At 53.4% G+C, this 17364-nt stretch carries 16 protein-coding genes; 12 read left to right on the top strand and 4 right to left on the bottom strand.

The genetic code is table 11. From position 1 onward, the window contains the following. Positions 1-15: 15 nt before the first annotated feature. From OGY68_RS09355 to agp, 3 genes are all read left to right on the top strand, one after another. Positions 16-771, top strand: coding sequence for a sulfite exporter TauE/SafE family protein (locus tag OGY68_RS09355; RefSeq protein ID WP_048214487.1), 756 nt, complete (start codon positions 16-18; stop codon positions 769-771). Between the two features lie 69 nt (positions 772-840). After that, positions 841-1548 (top strand): ArsR/SmtB family transcription factor, encoded by a 708-nt coding sequence (locus OGY68_RS09360; protein WP_286616968.1) that lies wholly within the window; start codon positions 841-843, stop codon positions 1546-1548. Positions 1549-1635: 87 nt separating this feature from the next. Beyond that, entirely contained in the window at positions 1636-2877 is a 1242-nt protein-coding gene (gene agp, locus OGY68_RS09365) for a bifunctional glucose-1-phosphatase/inositol phosphatase (RefSeq protein ID WP_048235673.1), read from the top strand. A gap of 37 nt (positions 2878-2914) precedes the next feature. Here the strand turns inward: agp and OGY68_RS09370 are convergent, their stop codons facing one another. Beyond that, positions 2915-3142, bottom strand: a complete 228-nt coding sequence (locus tag OGY68_RS09370) for a YccJ family protein (protein WP_003036015.1) — start codon at positions 3140-3142, stop codon at positions 2915-2917. A gap of 20 nt (positions 3143-3162) precedes the next feature. Further along, positions 3163-3759 (bottom strand): NAD(P)H:quinone oxidoreductase, encoded by a 597-nt coding sequence (gene wrbA, locus OGY68_RS09375; RefSeq protein WP_003832057.1) that lies wholly within the window; start codon positions 3757-3759, stop codon positions 3163-3165. Positions 3760-4145: 386 nt separating this feature from the next. Here wrbA and OGY68_RS09380 point away from each other — a divergent pair, with 386 nt between their 5' ends. The 3 genes from OGY68_RS09380 (at position 4146) to rutR (ending at position 6093) form a co-directional block, all read left to right on the top strand. Next, the gene (locus OGY68_RS09380) at positions 4146-4319 is read left to right on the top strand and encodes a con-10 family general stress protein (RefSeq protein WP_003036022.1); all 174 of its coding nucleotides are present in this window, start codon (positions 4146-4148) and stop codon (positions 4317-4319) included. Between the two features lie 162 nt (positions 4320-4481). Continuing rightward, a complete protein-coding gene (locus tag OGY68_RS09385; protein WP_003832060.1) occupies positions 4482-5396 on the top strand; it encodes a DMT family transporter in 915 nt (304 codons plus the stop codon). A gap of 58 nt (positions 5397-5454) precedes the next feature. Beyond that, the gene (rutR, locus tag OGY68_RS09390; RefSeq protein WP_003036026.1) at positions 5455-6093 is read left to right on the top strand and encodes an HTH-type transcriptional regulator RutR; all 639 of its coding nucleotides are present in this window, start codon (positions 5455-5457) and stop codon (positions 6091-6093) included. On the opposite strand, the gene OGY68_RS09395 is transcribed toward rutR, so the two are convergent. Both OGY68_RS09395 and putA read right to left on the bottom strand, forming a co-directional pair. After that, positions 6090-6485 carry a lysozyme inhibitor LprI family protein gene (locus OGY68_RS09395; RefSeq protein ID WP_008784323.1) on the bottom strand — a complete coding sequence of 132 codons (396 nt, stop codon included), beginning with the start codon at positions 6483-6485 and terminating at the stop codon, positions 6090-6092. The two genes, rutR and OGY68_RS09395, sit on opposite strands and share 4 nt — an antisense overlap. Before the next feature lie 59 nt (positions 6486-6544). Further along, the gene (putA, locus tag OGY68_RS09400; protein ID WP_057067492.1) at positions 6545-10507 is read right to left on the bottom strand and encodes a trifunctional transcriptional regulator/proline dehydrogenase/L-glutamate gamma-semialdehyde dehydrogenase; all 3963 of its coding nucleotides are present in this window, start codon (positions 10505-10507) and stop codon (positions 6545-6547) included. Between the two features lie 422 nt (positions 10508-10929). Between putA and putP the strand changes: the two genes are divergently transcribed. The 6 genes from putP (at position 10930) to phoH (ending at position 17271) form a co-directional block, all read left to right on the top strand. Further along, the gene (gene putP / locus OGY68_RS09405) at positions 10930-12438 is read left to right on the top strand and encodes a sodium/proline symporter PutP (RefSeq protein WP_032942939.1); all 1509 of its coding nucleotides are present in this window, start codon (positions 10930-10932) and stop codon (positions 12436-12438) included. 213 nt (positions 12439-12651) lie between these two features. Beyond that, the gene (gene efeU, locus OGY68_RS09410; protein WP_032942940.1) at positions 12652-13485 is read left to right on the top strand and encodes an iron uptake transporter permease EfeU; all 834 of its coding nucleotides are present in this window, start codon (positions 12652-12654) and stop codon (positions 13483-13485) included. 58 nt (positions 13486-13543) lie between these two features. Continuing rightward, the gene (gene efeO, locus OGY68_RS09415) at positions 13544-14671 is read left to right on the top strand and encodes an iron uptake system protein EfeO (protein ID WP_057067490.1); all 1128 of its coding nucleotides are present in this window, start codon (positions 13544-13546) and stop codon (positions 14669-14671) included. A gap of 5 nt (positions 14672-14676) precedes the next feature. Next, complete coding sequence (efeB, locus tag OGY68_RS09420) at positions 14677-15960, top strand: iron uptake transporter deferrochelatase/peroxidase subunit (RefSeq protein WP_048235668.1); 1284 nt, start codon at positions 14677-14679, stop codon at positions 15958-15960. Positions 15961-16207: 247 nt separating this feature from the next. Beyond that, a complete protein-coding gene (locus tag OGY68_RS09425) occupies positions 16208-16504 on the top strand; it encodes a hypothetical protein (RefSeq protein WP_172111178.1) in 297 nt (98 codons plus the stop codon). Next, entirely contained in the window at positions 16483-17271 is a 789-nt protein-coding gene (gene phoH, locus OGY68_RS09430; protein WP_003832078.1) for a phosphate starvation-inducible protein PhoH, read from the top strand. Before OGY68_RS09425 ends, phoH begins: the two co-directional genes overlap by 22 nt. The last annotated feature ends 93 nt before the right edge of the window (positions 17272-17364 follow it).

The raw sequence follows: 17364 nt of genomic DNA on the forward strand, positions 1-17364 counted from the left end.
CCAGGAAAGTGTAACATGACGAGTTCTTTAGCGTTTGGACCCGCCCTGGTGGTGATGATTGCCGCCACATTTGTCCTCGCCGGGATGGTGAAAGGCGTTACGGGTATGGGGTTACCTACCGTGGCTATGGGGATCCTCGGATCGCTTATTTCGCCAGTTGCCGCGGCGGCCATGCTGTTATTGCCTTCGCTGATAAGCAATTTGTTCCAGTTTGGCGGTGGTGGAAATACACGCCAATTACTCAAACGACTGTGGCCAATGCTGCTGACAGTAGTGGTGGCGACACTGCTTGCCAGCGCCTGGATTACCGGTGGTGACACCACCCGAACTCAGTTTGCACTCGGCGTAGCGCTGGTGGCCTACGCTATCTGGACGCTGGCGGGAAAGAAAATCGCGGTGGCCCCGCAGCGTGAAAAACCGTACTCCCTCGTTATTGGATTTGTGACCGGCTTATTGACCGGCGGAACCGGGGTGTTTGTGATGCCCGCCGTGCCCTGGATCCAGTCCCTCGGCTTTGAGAAAGATGAACTGGTGCAGGCGCTCGGGATCTCTTTTACCTTTTCGACCCTGGCATTGGCGCTGGGTCTGTGGTGGCACAACGCGCTGCCCATACAATCGTTAAGTTTGTCGGCTTTGGCCATTGTTCCTGCGCTGATTGGCCAATGGATAGGTACCCGTGTGCGAAGGGTTATTTCTCCGCTCGTGTTTAAACGCTGTTTTCTGTTTTGTCTGGTCGGGTTGGGGACAGAGATGATGCTGCGTGCTGTGTGACCGGTGCGGTGACTTTGCGCGACTTTCATGGCATCGTTAATTCAGAGATTCAGGGCCAATGAGGTCGTTATGGCATCCGTGATGTTACATGAAGAAGAGGGCGATCTGGAGTCGAAAATGGCACTCACTGCGGCAGTGATGGCCGATAAATCGCGCTCACGTATGTTGTGCACCCTAATGGATGGCTGCACCTGGACTGCAACTGAGCTCAGCGCGGTGGCGGATATATCCGCGTCGACCGCCAGCGCGCATCTGGCGCGTCTGTGCGAACAACGTTTTGTTGTCGCGTTGGCGCAGGGCAGACATCGTTATTTTCGCCTTGCAGGTTCCGATATCGCTGAACTGCTGGAACGCCTGATGGGCGTTGCGTGGGCGACATCAACGCCCCGCAGAATCACTACACCGCCAGGTTTGCGGCATGCCCGCACCTGCTACGACCATCTCGCCGGAGAGGTCGCGGTGAGGTTGTTCGATACGCTGGTTTCCCGTCAGTGGTTAACGCCGGATGGTGAAACGCTGACTCCATTTGGCCAGGAAAAGCTGGCACAGATGGGGATTGTCCTGGCGGCTGGCTCATCCCGGCGGAAGTTAACCTGTGGTTGTCTGGACTGGAGCGAACGACGTTATCATCCTGGTGGTGTGCTTGGCGCAACGCTGCTGCGCTGGTTCAGTGAACAGCGATGGATAAAAACCGAACAGGGCAGCCGCCATGTCATCTTCACACCTCTTGGCATTCGTAAACTCGAAACCGAGTTTGGTGTTAAAACGACACGCTAGATGGTCTGTTTTGCGAAAGCGTTCCCGGAAATATGTCATATTTCTGTCACACTCCGTTGTGATTGATAACAACAAGAGGTCGTAGGGATGAATAAATCGTTAATCGCCACAGCCGTGGCAGGGGCTGTCTTATTGTCAACCGCCGCGCAGGCGCAGACCGCGCCGGAAGGCTATCAGCTTCAGCAAGTATTGATGATGAGTCGGCATAACTTACGCGCACCTTTAGCCAACAATGGCAGCGTTCTTGAGCAGTCCACCCCCAAACAATGGCCAGAATGGGATGTCCCCGGCGGACAACTCACTACTAAAGGCGGTGTGCTGGAAATCTATATGGGCCACTACATGCGAGAGTGGCTGGCAGAGCAGGGGATGGTGAAATCGGGCGAATGCCCGGCACCGAACACGGTCTATACCTATGCTAACAGCCTGCAGCGTACGGTCGCCACGGCGCAGTTCTTTGTCACCGGTGCTTTCCCTGGTTGCGATGTTCCGGTCCATCATCAGGAAAAAATGGGCACCATGGATCCCACCTTTAACCCGGTGATCACCGATGATTCCGCCGCCTTCAGCCAGCAGGCCGTTCAGGCCATGGAGAAAGAGCGCAGCAAAATGCAGCTCAACGATAGCTATCAGTTGCTTGAGCAAATGACCGACTACAAAGACTCTCCGTCCTGCAAAGAAAAACAGCAGTGTTCCCTGACCGATGCCAAAGATACGTTTAGCGCGAAGTACCAGCAGGAGCCAGGCGTTTCGGGGCCGCTGAAGGTGGGAAATTCGCTGGTTGATGCCTTCACGCTGCAATATTACGAAGGCTTCCCGATGGACAAGGTTGCCTGGGGCGAGATTAAATCCGATCAGCAGTGGAAGGTTCTGTCGAAGCTGAAAAACGGCTATCAGGATAGCCTGTTCACCTCCCCGGAAGTGGCGCAGAACGTCGCCAAACCACTGGTGAAATATATTGATAATGCGCTGGTTACTGAACGTGCGAAAGCACCGAAAATAACCGTGCTGGTGGGGCATGATTCAAATATCGCTTCGCTGCTCACCGCGCTGGATTTTAAACCGTACCAGCTTCACGATCAGAACGAGCGTACGCCGATTGGCGGGAAGATTGTCTTCCAGCGCTGGCATGACAGCAATGCAAATCGTGATCTGATGAAAATCGAGTATGTGTATCAGAGCTCGCAGCAGTTGCGTAATGCAGACGTTCTGACGCTGAAATCCCCGGCGCAGCGCGTAACGCTGGAGCTGAAAGGATGTCCGATAGATGCGGATGGTTTTTGCCCGATAGATAAGTTCGATAGCGTGCTGAATGAGGCGGCTAAGTAAAAGAAAACTCCCCCGTGTTCGCGGGGGAGTCAGCGCGCTAGACGTTTTTGCGTTCGATAGTCTGTTCACCCCAAAAGAGCGAATCTTTGTCTGTTTTTTCAAAGGCTTTGATGAGTACCTCATCGCTACCTTCTTCCCAAATTTTTTCCGCCAGTTTCTCGTCATAATGTGCGACTTCAAAAATGGCTTCGGCTATTTCCGGCGATGTATTGCGCAGACTTGCCCATTCGCCGACGCGATGGGCTTTCGCTTCTTGAGTTGGCATTCGAATCCTCCTGTTGAAGATTAGCCGTTGAGTTTTACTGCCAGACCTGCGACATATTCACCCTGATAGCGGGCGATAGATAACTCTTCCTGACTTGGCTGGCGGGAGCCGTCGCCTCCGGCAATGGTGGTTGCACCGTAAGGGGTACCGCCGCGAACTTGAGAGACATCAAACAGCTCTTGCGCCGCGTAACCGATAGGTACAATCACCATCCCATGGTGGGCAAGCGTAGTCCAGGTTGATGTAATGGTTTGTTCCTGACCGCCGCCGGTTCCCGTTGAGCTGAATACGCTGGCGAGTTTGCCGTACAGGCCGCCAGAGGCCCACAGCCCGCCAGTCTGGTCGAGGAAGGTACGCATCTGACCGGACATATTGCCAAAGCGCGTGGGGGTACCAAAAATGATGGCGTCGTAATCAGCCAGTTCTTGCGGGGTTGCGACTGGTGCGTTTTGTGTTTTGCCGCCAGCCTTAAGGAAAATCTCGGGCTGCATGGTCTCTGGTACACGCTTAATAATCACTTCCGCGCCATCTACCTTATTTGCGCCTTCTGCGACTGCGTGGGCCATAGTTTCAATGTGTCCGTACATGGAATAATAAAGCACCAGAACTTTTGCCATTTTACACTACTCCTCGAGTTAACCGTGTCCGTAGCGATTCGCTACCTACCTTTAAAGATATGACGTACTGTCAGGAGTGCAAATTTCACAATCACTTCTTTGATTTATAACAATTTTTATAACAACCTGCTTTGTAGCAAAATGATACATATTTAACCGGGTAGAATTCGGTAGCCATAAGAAAGACTTATTGATTTCTTATGGTGATTATTTCTTTGTCACTCCTGATCCTGTTGCAGGATATTACAGTTAGCGTCTGCCCTGGCCACGCTTCACTATGCTTATTCCCACGCAGTTATTTTCAGGGCCTCGCCCGTAACGCTGCGTGAGGTATCACTCCTCAGTACCTATGCAATATGATGTCTAATCAATGACGGAGGTCAGTAATGGCAAACCATCGGGGCGGTTCCGGCAACTTTGCGGAAGACCGCGAAAGAGCATCAGAAGCAGGTCGAAAAGGTGGCCAGCACAGCGGGGGCAACTTCAAGAATGACCCGCAACGCGCTTCAGAGGCAGGCAAAAAAGGGGGCAAAAATAGTCACGGCAACAACAAATCGTAATTGTCGGGCTATCTGTCAGATATGTCGTGACGGCTGAGAGTCAGAGACAGACGTTACGTAGCCACCGCCGCCGGGTCTTTCCGGCGGTTTTTTTTTGTCTGCAAGGTTGAACTGTAACAAAACGCAACGCAGACTAATGACATTCAGTTAATCGGGTGTCTCATGTCATTACTTTCTCGTTATTCCTTCTCTGTTAAACCTCAGGAAGCGATCCTCATTGTGATCACCATGTTCTGGGGTGGGACGTTTTTGGCGGTGCAATATGCCGTTACCCTGAGCGGCCCTTTTTTCTTTGTCGGTGTGCGTTTTGCCACTGCCGCGCTGGCGGTCGCGCTTTTGTCATTACACACACTGCATAAGCTGACGTGGCTGGAAGTCAAAGCAGGGGTTGCAATAGGTATCGCAATTGCGCTGGGTTATAGTCTGCAAACCTGGGGGTTACAGTTTATTCCCAGCAGTAAATCGGCGTTTATTACCGCGATGTACGTACCGTTGGTGCCGCTTTTACAATGGTTGTGTCTGGGACGCATGCCAGGTCTGATGCCGTGCGTCGGCATTGTGCTGGCCTTTATCGGATTGATATTTCTTGCCGGACCGGGAGGCAATTTACTGGCTTTAGGCGAAGGCGAGTGGATCACGCTCGCCGGTGCGGTGGCGATTGCGGCAGAAATTATCCTGATTAGCGCGTGGGCGGGAAAAGTGGATGTACGTCGGGTAACGGTAGTGCAACTGGCAACCGCTTCGATAGTGGCGTTTATGGCGATGGGACCGGCCGGAGAGACCGTACCACCAATGTCTACCGGATTGCTGGTGGTGGCGCTGGGGCTGGGTATTTTTAGCGCGATTATTCAGGTCACCATGAACTGGGCGCAGCGCAGCGTTTCGCCGACGCGCGCGACGGTTATTTATACCGGTGAACCGGTGTGGGCGGGGATCTTTGGCCGTCTGGCGGGTGAACGCTTACCGCTACTTGCATTGCTTGGTGCGGCATTCATTATTGTTGGCGTACTGGTCAGCGAGCTGAAGTTCAAAAAGAAAAAAGCGCTTGGACAAGAGGCGCCGCCGGAATCGCTTTAATTTAACCATTCACCGTGTGATTTGGTATGCTGACGCCCTCACAAGAAGGAGAGGGCGCATGGTCCAACGCGCAGAGAAAAAAACAGGTAAGCGCTCGCAGGCCGTCAGTGCAAAACGCCAGGCCATCTTAACCGCGGCATTAAATATCTTCTCCCAATATGGGATCCACGGCACGCGCCTGGAGCAGGTGGCAGAGCAGGCGGGCGTGTCAAAAACCAATCTACTTTATTACTACCCGTCAAAAGAGGTGCTTTATATCGCCGTTTTACGGCAGATCCTCGACATCTGGCTGGCTCCATTGAAAGCTTTTCGCGAAGACTTTGCGCCGCTGGTGGCCATTAAAGAATACATTCGCCTTAAGCTGGAAGTGTCGCGCGATTACCCTCAGGCCTCACGGCTGTTTTGTATGGAGATGCTGGCCGGAGCGCCTTTATTGATGGCAGAACTGGAAGGGGATCTCAAAACGCTAATTGATGAGAAATCCGCGCTGATTGCCGGTTGGATCAAAAGCGGAAAACTGGCTCCGGTCGATCCGCATCATCTGATTTTTATGATTTGGGCTTCAACTCAGCACTACGCCGATTTTGCCCCACAGGTAGAGGCGGTGACGGGCGCAACGCTGCGTGATGAAGCCTTTTTTAACCAAACGGTGGAGAGCGTACAGCGGATGATTATTGAAGGGATCCGCGTGCGTTAACTGGCCGGCGGTAACGGGCAGCTTAAATCGCCTTCTTCACACTGCAAAAGTGAGGCGAGAAACGCTTCGCGCTCGTTGGTCTTATCCGTCAGGCACTGGCTGGAAATCATCGCCTGAACGCTACCGCCTTCAGTGCCAGAACTGATTAACGCACAGTCAGCATCGCGCAAAGTTATCCAAGATACTTGCGCTTTTTTCAGTAAATCGCGCTGGGTTGGGGCGGCGCGCTTCAGCGCATTCTGATAAGTTTCATTAAGTTTGGCGTCGGCCGCCTTATACTGCTCTGCCGCACAGGTGTTCATCTCAATCTGCGTGTTCGCGTTGGCGCAGTCATCCGCCAGCGCCTGGCCGCTAAGCAGCAGCGCTGCACATGTCAGTACGATTCGTTTCATGCTTCCCTCTGGCTTCATAAAAAAAGGCCCCGTTACCGGAGCCTTAATTAACCACAACCTTAGCCGATTGTCATCAGGCTGGCGTTCCCCCCAGCAGCGGCGGTATTGACGCTCAGGGAGCGCTCAATATACAACCTTTCCAGCAGGATATTGCTTTCGCCGCGGGCAAAGCCCTGGACCGACACAATCGCCCCTTCGCGGGCCGCCACCGCTTCACACAGTGCGCGAAGCTGATCGGAATCACCGTGGAAAATAACCGCATCAAACGGCTGCGTAGTGATGTTGTCCGCTTTGGCAAACTGGATGCGCCCGGAAACTACTGCTGGCAGGCGTTTTGCCAGGTCGCGATGGAATGTATCATCTGGCCACAGGATTAAGCTACCAACGGAAGTTACAGCGGCAACCTGTACCAGCGCATCCTGTTCATCATCGGCGATACACAGCACGCGTTCGCGCGGCAACAGCGTCCAGGTATTGCGCTCGCCGGTGGGGCCTGGCAGCAGGCGTTGCGTTCCGGCCTGCGCCAGTTCGCCAAACTGCTGGCAGAGCGCACGCAGTGCTGGACGATCGGTTGCCCATTCGCTAAGCGCTTCCAGCGGCTGAACGAGCGCCGTTTTAAGCTGTGCATCGACAGGGTATTCGGCATCCTGACGGGCAAGCGTAATGCCTAACGCATTTTCCGGACGGTTTGCCAGCAGGCGGTACAGATACAGCGGTCCACCCGCTTTTGGCCCGGTTCCTGACAAGCCTTCGCCACCGAATGGCTGCACTCCGACGACGGCGCCGACCATATTGCGGTTAACGTACAGGTTACCCACATGTGCCGAACCCGTGACCTGGGCGATGGTTTCATCGATACGGGTGTGCACGCCCAGCGTCAGGCCGTAGCCGGAGGCATTAATTTGCTCAATCAGACTGCCCAGATTGTTGCGGGTGTAACGCACAACGTGCAGTACCGGACCGAACACCTCTTTTTGCAATTCGTCGAAGCTTTCCAGCTCGATAAGCGTCGGCGCGATAAAGGTACCGCTTTGCCATTCACGCGCATCGTCGCTGTTTTCGCGCGCGGCCTGGAACACCGGACGCCCTTTGGCGCGCATGGCCTGAATATGGCGCTCAATATTGGCTTTGGCTTCTTCATCGATTACTGGTCCAATATCGGTGGTCAGGCGGCCCGGATTACCCATGCGGCATTCCGCCATTGCGCCACGCAGCATTTTCAGCGTATGGTCGGCGACATCGTCCTGCAGACACAGGACGCGAAGCGCGGAGCAGCGCTGTCCGGCGCTGTCAAAGGCAGAAGCCAGAACGTCGACCACGACCTGTTCCGTTAACGCAGAAGAGTCGACGATCATGGCGTTCATCCCGCCGGTTTCGGCGATAAGCGGGATTGGACGCCCCTGAGCATCCAGGCGGGTCGCGATATTACGTTGCAACAGCGTGGCGACTTCCGTTGAGCCAGTAAACATGACGCCGCGTACGCGCTCATCGGAAGTGAGCTGTGCCCCGACCGTTTCGCCCTGGCCGGGCAACAGTTGCACCACGCCTGGCGGCACACCTGCTTCGAGTAAAATGGCAATACCCTGGGCGGCAATCAGCGGAGTTTGTTCCGCGGGTTTTGCCAACACGCTGTTGCCCGCCGCCAGCGCAGCGGCAATCTGCCCGGTGAAAATGGCCAGCGGGAAGTTCCAGGGGCTGATACAGACCACCGGCCCTAACGGACGATGGGTTTCATTATCGAAGTCATCGCGGACCTGACCGGCATAATAGTGCAGGAAGTCTACCGCTTCGCGCACTTCCGCAATCGCGTTGCTGAAGGTTTTGCCCGCTTCGCGCACCAGAATGCCAATTAACTGCTGCATCTGGCCTTCCATCAGAACGGCGGCGCGATGCAAAATAGCGGCGCGCTCTTGTGGCGGTGTGGCGAACCAGATCGGCGCGTTATTTACCGCGTTCTGCAATGCCTGTTCCACTTCGCTGTGAGTCGCTTCACGCACATAACCGACAATGTCTTTCGGTTCGGCTGGGTTGACGACTGGGGTCATTTCACCGTCAGCAACCGGATGTTCGAGCATCGGTTTAGCGTGCCATTTTTGCAGCGCGCTGTTGAGCAGGGCGGAGGACAGTGAGGCCAGACGATGTTCGTTCGCTAAATCCAGCCCGCCTGAGTTTTCGCGGCCTTTACCGTACAGGTCACGCGGCAGGGCAATCTTCGGATGTGGCAGACCAGCCTGGCCTTCCTGCTGCGCCAGTTTTTCAACGGCTTCGACCGGATCGGCTACCAGTTCATCCAGCGGCAGGGTAGTGTCTGCAATGCGGTTGACGAATGAAGTGTTGGCGCCGTTTTCCAGCAGACGACGCACCAGGTATGCCAGCAGCGTTTCGTGTGTGCCGACCGGTGCATAAATGCGGCATGGACGGTTCAGTTTGCCATCGGCAACTTTACCGGTGACCTGCTCATACAGCGGTTCGCCCATACCGTGCAGGCACTGGAACTCGTACTGACCCGGATAGTAGTTTTGACCGGCCAACTGATAAATCGCCGCCAGCGTATGGGCGTTGTGGGTGGCGAACTGCGGGTAGATCAGATTCGGCACCGCAAGCAGTTTTTTCGCACAGGCCAGATAGGAAACGTCGGTGTAGACCTTACGGGTATAGACCGGATAACCTTCCAGACCGTCCATTTGCGCACGTTTGATTTCGCTATCCCAGTAGGCGCCCTTAACCAGACGGATCATCAGGCGACGGCGGCTGCGCGTGGCGAGGTCAATCAGGTAGTCGATAACATATGGGCAGCGCTTCTGGTAGGCCTGAATAACAAAGCCGATACCGTTCCAGCCCGCAAGTTCAGGTTCAAAGCACAGTTTTTCCAGCAGATCGAGGGAGATCTCCAGTCGGTCGGCCTCTTCAGCATCGATATTGATACCGATGTCGTACTGGCGGGCCAGCAGAGTAAGCGACTTCAGACGCGGATAGAGTTCATCCATCACGCGGTCATACTGCGCGCGGCTATAACGCGGATGCAGCGCTGACAGCTTGATAGAAATGCCCGGCCCTTCATAGATGCCGCGACCATTTGAGGCTTTACCAATGGCGTGGATTGCCTGTTGGTACGAAACCATATAAGCCTGGGCATCGGCGGCAGTCAGAGCCGCTTCACCCAGCATGTCGTAAGAGTAGCGGAAACCTTTTTCTTCCAGTTTACGGGCGTTAGCCAGCGCTTCGGCGATAGTCTCTCCGGTGACGAACTGCTCGCCCATCAGGCGCATTGCCATGTCGACGCCTTTACGCACCAGTGGTTCACCGCTTTTACCGATAATACGGTTGAGTGAGCGTGAGAGGCTGGCTTCATTATGCGTAGAAACCAGACGACCGGTAAACAACAGCCCCCAGGTCGCCGCGTTGACGAACAGGGACGGGCTACGTCCAATGTGCGACTGCCAGTTGCCGTTGCTGATTTTGTCGCGGATTAACGCATCGCGGGTTGCCTTATCTGGAATACGCAGCAGGGCTTCGGCCAGGCACATCAGCGCGACCCCTTCCTGCGAAGAAAGTGAGAATTCCTGCAATAAACCCTGTACCATCCCGGCGCGGCCGCTGGCGGTCTTTTGGTTACGCAGTTTGTCAGCCAGATCGTACGCCAGCTTGTGCGCTTGCTCCGCAATGGGTTGCGGCAGACGAGCCTGTTCCATCAGCATCGGCACAGCATCGGTTTCGGCTCGGCGGTACGCGGCGGTGATTGCTGCGCGGGAAACTGACTGCGGCAGGATCTGTTCGGCAAATTCCAGGAAAGGCTGATGCGCTTCATTCTGCGGCGTGGTTGACTCCTCACCCTCATTCGCGGCACCCGCCAGCAGGGCCGGCAGTTCAGGAAGCGCGTCGTCATTTTCCAGTCTTTCGAGATAATTAAAGATGGCTTGCTTGATCAGCCAATGTGGCGTGCGATCGATTCGTGATGCTGCTGTTTTAATACGCTCGCGAGTGGCGTCATCCAGTTTAACCCCCATCGTGGTGGTTCCCATGCCGTTTACTCCTGTTGTACTGAAATACGGGTCTGATAGTTACCGAGAAATATCCACTATGTTGCAACTTTGTGCAACCGTGTTAAATGTGACTTGGTTTGCAAGCTTGGAAATGAATGAGATGTTAATAAATATGAGTCTTATGATGTGGGCTGTATAAATTACAGAATCTTTTTCTCTGCGGTAGTTAACACTTTTAAAAGGTGCAACCGAAAAAAATGTGAGAGAGTGCAACCTACAGAAAAATGCTATCTACTCTGGATCAAATTTGATGTAAATGGTGTGTTAAATCGATTGTGAATAACCATCGCTTCCGGCAGGATACGGTCGCCCTGGTCAACATAGATATCTTTGCCACGTTCCGGCAGGGTAATAAAACGGCAAGCCACGGCATTGCTGATACATAATTTTGGAGAGTTTTGATGGCTATTAGCACACCGATGTTAGTGACATTCTGTGTCTATATTTTCGGCATGATATTGATAGGGTTTATTGCATGGCGTTCAACCAAAAACTTTGACGATTACATTCTGGGTGGACGCAGTCTGGGTCCATTCGTGACCGCGTTATCCGCCGGGGCATCTGACATGAGCGGCTGGTTGCTGATGGGTCTGCCTGGCGCGATTTTCCTGTCGGGGATTTCAGAAAGCTGGATCGCCATCGGCCTTATTTTGGGCGCCTGGATCAACTGGAAGCTGGTGGCCGGACGTTTACGCGTACATACCGAATACAATAACAATGCGCTGACGTTACCGGATTACTTTACCGGTCGCTTTGAAGATAAAAGCCGAATTCTGCGTATTATCTCCGCGCTGGTTATTCTGCTGTTTTTCACCATCTATTGTGCTTCCGGTATTGTGGCAGGGGCTCGTCTGTTTGAAAGCACCTTTGGCATGAGCTACGAAACAGCACTGTGGGCGGGCGCGGCCGCGACGATCATTTATACCTTTATTGGTGGTTTCCTGGCGGTTAGCTGGACCGATACCGTCCAGGCCAGCCTGATGATCTTTGCTTTGATCCTGACGCCAGTGATGGTAGTCATTGGCGTGGGTGGATTCGACGATTCGCTGGAAGTGATTAAACAAAAGAGCATTGAGAACGTGGACATGTTCAAAGGGCTGAATTTTGTTGCCATCATTTCCCTGATGGGCTGGGGTCTGGGCTACTTTGGTCAGCCGCATATTCTGGCGCGCTTTATGGCTGCAGACTCCCACCATAGCATCGTTCATGCTCGCCGCATTAGCATGGCCTGGATGATTCTGTGTCTGGCAGGTGCTGTGGCCGTGGGCTTCTTTGGTATTGCTTACTTTAACAACAACCCACAGCTTGCCGGTGCCGTTAACCAGAACGCCGAGCGTGTGTTTATTGAACTGGCGCAAATCCTGTTCAACCCGTGGATTGCCGGTATTCTGCTGTCTGCGATCCTCGCTGCGGTTATGTCGACCCTGAGCTGCCAGCTGCTGGTGTGCTCCAGCGCAATCACCGAAGATTTGTACAAAGCGTTCCTGCGTAAAAATGCCAGCCAGAAAGAGTTGGTGTGGATTGGCCGCATCATGGTGTTGGTCGTGGCGCTGGTGTCTATCGCGCTGGCGGCGAACCCGGAGAACCGTGTACTTGGTCTGGTAAGCTACGCCTGGGCGGGCTTCGGCGCTGCGTTTGGTCCGGTAGTCCTGTTCTCCGTAATGTGGTCGCGTATGACCCGCAACGGTGCGCTGGCAGGGATGATCATTGGTGCGGTGACGGTAATCGTCTGGAAGCAGTTTGCCTGGTTGGGTCTGTATGAAATCATCCCGGGCTTTGTTTTCGGCAGTATCGGTATTGTGGTCTTCAGCCTGTTGGGTAAAGCGCCTTCAACTGCTATGCAGCAACGTTTTGCCGAGGCTGATGCGCATTATCACTCAGCTCCGCCATCGCGTTTACAGGCAGAATAATCTGCCTCTGTCTTCAAGCCCGCCGCGTGCGGGCTTTTTTATTGCTTCCGTTGTAAACCTGCTTTAACCATTACCCGCTTAGCCTTTTACATTCATTCATCATTCTCAAAACATTCTGCTTGAGTTTTTCTTTTCTGTAATGATAATCACTATCACTGTAATTTACTTTTCTTTTCATCAATTGACCGAGAATAACGTTTAAGGGTTCTTCGCATGTTTGTTCCATTTCTAATTATGTTGCGCGAAGGGTTAGAGGCCGCGCTGATTGTCAGCCTGATTGCCAGCTACCTGAAACGGACTCAGCGTGGTCGATGGATTGGTGTGATGTGGATTGGTGTTCTGCTGGCGGCGGCGTTATGCCTGGCGTTAGGGATTTTCATCAACGAAACCACCGGTGAATTTCCGCAAAAGGAACAGGAGCTGTTTGAAGGCATCGTGGCGGTCATTGCCGTGGTGATCCTCACCTGGATGGTGTTCTGGATGCGTAAAGTTTCGCGCAACGTCAAAGTCCAGCTTGAACAGGCTGTCGATAACGCGTTGCAACGCGGCAACCATCACGGCTGGGCGCTGGTGATGATGGTCTTTTTTGCTGTTGCCCGTGAAGGGCTGGAGTCGGTGTTCTTCCTGCTGGCAGCATTCCAGCAGGATGTAGGTATCTGGCCGCCGTTAGGCGCGATGCTGGGACTGGCTACCGCGGTGGTACTGGGTTACCTGATTTACCTCGGCGGCATTCGCCTCAACCTCGGGGCATTCTTTAAATGGACCAGCCTGTTTATTTTGCTGGTGGCTGCCGGTCTTGCTGCTGGGGCAATCCGCGCTTTCCACGAAGCCGGGTTGTGGAATCATTTTCAGGATGTGGCGTTTGACCTGAGCAGCGTGCTGTCGACGCATTCACTGTTTGGCACATTGATGGAGGGCATTTTTGGCTATCAGGAAGCGCCAAGCGTTAGTGAAGTCGCTGTCTGGTTTATCTACCTGATTCCGGCGTTGGTTATGTTTGCGTTACCGCCGCGTTCAGGCACTACGGCATCGCGTACCGCACCTTGATAAAAACGCGATGCAGAATACTTTTTAGTTACAACATACTTATTTATAGGGATAGGTTATGACGTTTAATTTTCGCCGTAGTGTGCTGCAGCTAGGTATCGCCGCGCTGTTTGCCTCCGCTTTTAATGCACAAGCTGCCGATATTCCGCAGGTGAAAGTCACGGTTAACGACAAACAATGTGAACCGATGACTATCACGGTTAATGCCGGGAAAACGCAGTTCATCATCCAGAACCATAGCCAGAAAGCGCTGGAGTGGGAGATCCTCAAAGGCGTTATGGTGGTTGAAGAGCGCGAAAACATTGCACCAGGCTTTAGCCAGAAAATGACCGCTAACCTCCAGCCTGGCGAATATGATATGACCTGCGGTCTGTTGACTAACCCGAAAGGCAAACTGATCGTAAAAGGTAGCGCAACGGCGGATGCCGCGCAAAGCGATGCTCTGCTGAGTCTGAGCGGCGCGATTACCGAATACAAAGCCTATGTGACAGCCGAAACCGCGCAGTTGGTTGCGGGCACTAAAGCCTTTACCGATGCGATTAAAGCAGGCGATCTGGAAAAAGCGAAATCGCTGTATGCGCCAACCCGTCAGCATTATGAGCGTATTGAACCGATTGCTGAACTGTTCTCCGATCTCGACGGCAGCATCGATGCGCGGGAAGATGATTACGAACAAAAAGCCGCCGATCCTAAATTCACCGGCTTCCACCGCCTGGAGAAAGCGCTGTTTGGCGACAATACCACCAAAGGTATGGATAAGTACGCCGACCAATTAAACAGCGATGTTCTTGACCTGCAAACGCGTATTAGCGAGCTGGCTTTCCCACCGTCTAAAGTTGTTGGCGGGGCAGCAGGACTGATTGAAGAAGTTGCTGCCAGCAAAATCAGTGGGGAAGAAGATCGCTATAGCCATACCGATCTGTGGGATTTCCAGGCCAACGTCGATGGTGCGCAGAAAATTGTCGATCTCCTGCGTCCTCAGTTGCAAAAAGCCAATGCTGAACTGCTTGCGAAGGTGGATGCGAACTTCAAAAAGGTCGATACCATTCTGAGCAAGTACCGTACCAAAGACGGCTTTGAAACCTATGACAAACTGACTGATGCCGATCGTAATGCACTGAAAGGGCCAATCACGACGCTGGCGGAAGATTTGTCGCAATTACGCGGTGTTCTGGGTCTGGATTAAGCACTATGCAGCAAGATAATGAAAACGGCGTGAGCGAACCGTCACGCCGACGTTTACTGAAAGGGATGGGCGCCCTGGGTGGGGCGCTGGCGCTGGCGGGTGGGTGTCCGGTTGCCCACGCGCAAAATCCACAAAGCGCGCCGGGCACGTTGTCTCCGGATGCACGTAGTGAAGCGCAGCCGTTTTATGGTCAGCATCAGGCGGGGATCCTGACGCCGCAGCAGGCATCAATGATGCTGGTGGCGTTCGATGTTCTCGCCAGCGATAAGGCCGATCTTGAGCGTTTATTCCGGTTGCTGACCAGCCGATTTGCGTTTCTGACCACCGGTGGACCGGCGCCGGATACGCCGAATCCGCGTCTCCCCCCTATGGATTCAGGTATCCTCGGCGCATACATTGCGCCAGACAACCTGACGATGACGTTGTCAGTCGGCTCCTCGCTGTTTGATGAACGCTATGGCCTGAAATCCCAGATGCCGAAAAAGCTGCAAAAAATGACCCGCTTCCCGAATGATTCACTGGATGCGGCGCTATGTCATGGCGATGTGTTGCTGCAGATTTGTGCCAACACCCAGGACACCGTCATCCACGCGTTGCGCGATATCATTAAACATACGCCCGATCTCCTTAGCGTGCGCTGGAAACGTGAAGGTTTTATTTCCGACCACGCCGCACGTAGTAAAGGCAAAGAGACCCCGGTCAATTTGCTTGGCTTTAAAGACGGCACCGCGAATCCGGACGCTACGGATGCGAAGTTGATGCAAGACGTGGTGTGGGTTACGGACGGGCAGGGCGAGCCTGCCTGGGCGCAAGGCGGAAGCTATCAGGCCGTCAGGCTCATTCAGTTTCGCGTTGAGTTCTGGGATCGTACGCCGCTGAAAGAGCAGCAAACGATTTTTGGTCGCGATAAACACACCGGCGCACCGCTGGGTATGCAGCATGAGCATGATGTGCCTGACTATGCCAGCGATCCTGAAGGCGAGGTGATTGCGCTCGACAGCCATATCCGTCTCGCAAATCCGCGTACGAAAGAGACCGACTCCAGCCTGATGATGCGTCGTGGCTACAGTTATTCGCTCGGTGTGACTAATTCCGGTCAACTGGATATGGGGCTGTTGTTTGTCTGCTATCAACACGATCTGGAAAAAGGTTTTTTGACAGTGCAGAAACGTCTGAACGGTGAAGCGCTGGAAGAATATGTCAAACCGATTGGTGGGGGATATTTCTTTGCTTTGCCGGGTGTTAAAACTGCAGATAATTATCTGGGACAGTCTCTGCTTGAAGCCTGATGATTATGCCCCGCAGTACAGCGGGGTTTTTCCTGACATCTTGATGAAGGAACAAACTATTTTTTATGATCGGTATGCGACTGAAATAATTCTGTCATCTTTCTGCAAGAGACTGTCTCTGGTGATAAGATAGAATTTAAGTTAACAGCAAGTAAAAATATTGTTGCATTAGCGAAAGGTTATGATGTACTTATAAGTAATAGCGGTAGTTCCCGGCGGTGATTGTCATTCACTATGGAGATCGCGAATGGAAAAGTCCTGTATTGGACACGTTTTTCACAGTAACAGCAGTACCTTACGCGGACGTTTCTCTTCCGGTAGCCTCCTCGTCACCGCTAAATCTCTCTCTCATTCACTTCTTATCTTCGCAACTGACGCCCTGTACGGTGCGCGTAGCTGTGCGTGGCGTCTTATCCGAAAGCAAGCAATGGCTTACAAGGAAGCCAACCCTCAGATGTTCGTGCGCATAATCGTGCCGCCAACGGCGCGTGTGATGTATACCTACAACTCAAGGTGCTATCCATGGGAAGACAAAAAGCAGTGATCAAAGCTCGTCGTGAAGCAAAACGTGTGCTGAGGCGGGATTCGCGTAGCCATAAGCAACGTGAAGATGAATCGGTCACCTCGCTTGTGCAGATGGGCGGCGTAGAAGCGATTGGTATGGCGCGTGACAGTCGCGACGCCTCGCCAATCACGGCGCGGAATGAAGCTCAGGCGCACTACCTGAATGCTATCGAGAGTAAACAGCTGATCTTCGCCACCGGTGAAGCCGGGTGTGGTAAAACCTGGATCAGCGCGGCAAAAGCAGCAGAGGCCCTGATCCATAAAGATGTGGACAGGATCATTGTAACCCGTCCAGTTCTGCAAGCTGATGAAGACCTCGGCTTCTTACCTGGAGATGTTTCCGAGAAGTTTGCTCCCTATTTTCGCCCCGTGTATGACGTGCTTGTCAAACGGCTGGGAGCCTCCTTCATGCAATATTGCCTGCGACCTGAGATTGGTAAGGTGGAAATCGCGCCGTTCGCCTATATGCGTGGACGTACATTTGAAAATGCAGTGGTCATTCTTGACGAGGCTCAGAACGTCACTGCTGCGCAAATGAAGATGTTTTTGACCCGCCTCGGGGAGAATGTGACGGTGATTGTGAATGGGGATGTTACCCAGTGCGATCTACCAGCCCACGTTCGCTCAGGGCTTAGCGATGCGCTGGCCCGTTTCGAAGAAGATGAGATGGTTGGGATTGTTCGTTTCAATAAAGACGATTGCGTCCGCTCTGCGCTCTGTCAGCGGACGCTCAACGCTTACAACTGATAAGTACTCTGTCTTCAAGGCCCGGGAAACCGGGCTTTGTTGTTTGACGTTAACACATGACCGGTCGGGGCTTCTCATCCCCCCGTAGATGTG

The sequence above is a fragment of the Citrobacter sp. Cpo065 genome (genome assembly GCF_030332805.1).
Classification (GTDB): domain Bacteria; phylum Pseudomonadota; class Gammaproteobacteria; order Enterobacterales; family Enterobacteriaceae; genus Citrobacter; species Citrobacter portucalensis.

Coding starts and splice junctions, on each gene's coding strand:
- OGY68_RS09425 (WP_172111178.1), top strand. CDS start 16,208: ATGGAAAAGTCCTGTATTGGACACGTTTTTCACAGTAACAGCAGTACC.
- efeB (WP_048235668.1), top strand. CDS start 14,677: ATGCAGCAAGATAATGAAAACGGCGTGAGCGAACCGTCACGCCGACGT.
- efeU (WP_032942940.1), top strand. CDS start 12,652: ATGTTTGTTCCATTTCTAATTATGTTGCGCGAAGGGTTAGAGGCCGCG.
- OGY68_RS09385 (WP_003832060.1), top strand. CDS start 4,482: ATGTCATTACTTTCTCGTTATTCCTTCTCTGTTAAACCTCAGGAAGCG.
- phoH (WP_003832078.1), top strand. CDS start 16,483: ATGGGAAGACAAAAAGCAGTGATCAAAGCTCGTCGTGAAGCAAAACGT.
- rutR (WP_003036026.1), top strand. CDS start 5,455: ATGGTCCAACGCGCAGAGAAAAAAACAGGTAAGCGCTCGCAGGCCGTC.
- wrbA (WP_003832057.1), bottom strand. CDS start 3,759: ATGGCAAAAGTTCTGGTGCTTTATTATTCCATGTACGGACACATTGAA.
- OGY68_RS09395 (WP_008784323.1), bottom strand. CDS start 6,485: ATGAAACGAATCGTACTGACATGTGCAGCGCTGCTGCTTAGCGGCCAG.
- OGY68_RS09370 (WP_003036015.1), bottom strand. CDS start 3,142: ATGCCAACTCAAGAAGCGAAAGCCCATCGCGTCGGCGAATGGGCAAGT.
- putP (WP_032942939.1), top strand. CDS start 10,930: ATGGCTATTAGCACACCGATGTTAGTGACATTCTGTGTCTATATTTTC.
- efeO (WP_057067490.1), top strand. CDS start 13,544: ATGACGTTTAATTTTCGCCGTAGTGTGCTGCAGCTAGGTATCGCCGCG.
- agp (WP_048235673.1), top strand. CDS start 1,636: ATGAATAAATCGTTAATCGCCACAGCCGTGGCAGGGGCTGTCTTATTG.
- putA (WP_057067492.1), bottom strand. CDS start 10,507: ATGGGAACCACCACGATGGGGGTTAAACTGGATGACGCCACTCGCGAG.
- OGY68_RS09355 (WP_048214487.1), top strand. CDS start 16: ATGACGAGTTCTTTAGCGTTTGGACCCGCCCTGGTGGTGATGATTGCC.
- OGY68_RS09380 (WP_003036022.1), top strand. CDS start 4,146: ATGGCAAACCATCGGGGCGGTTCCGGCAACTTTGCGGAAGACCGCGAA.
- OGY68_RS09360 (WP_286616968.1), top strand. CDS start 841: ATGGCATCCGTGATGTTACATGAAGAAGAGGGCGATCTGGAGTCGAAA.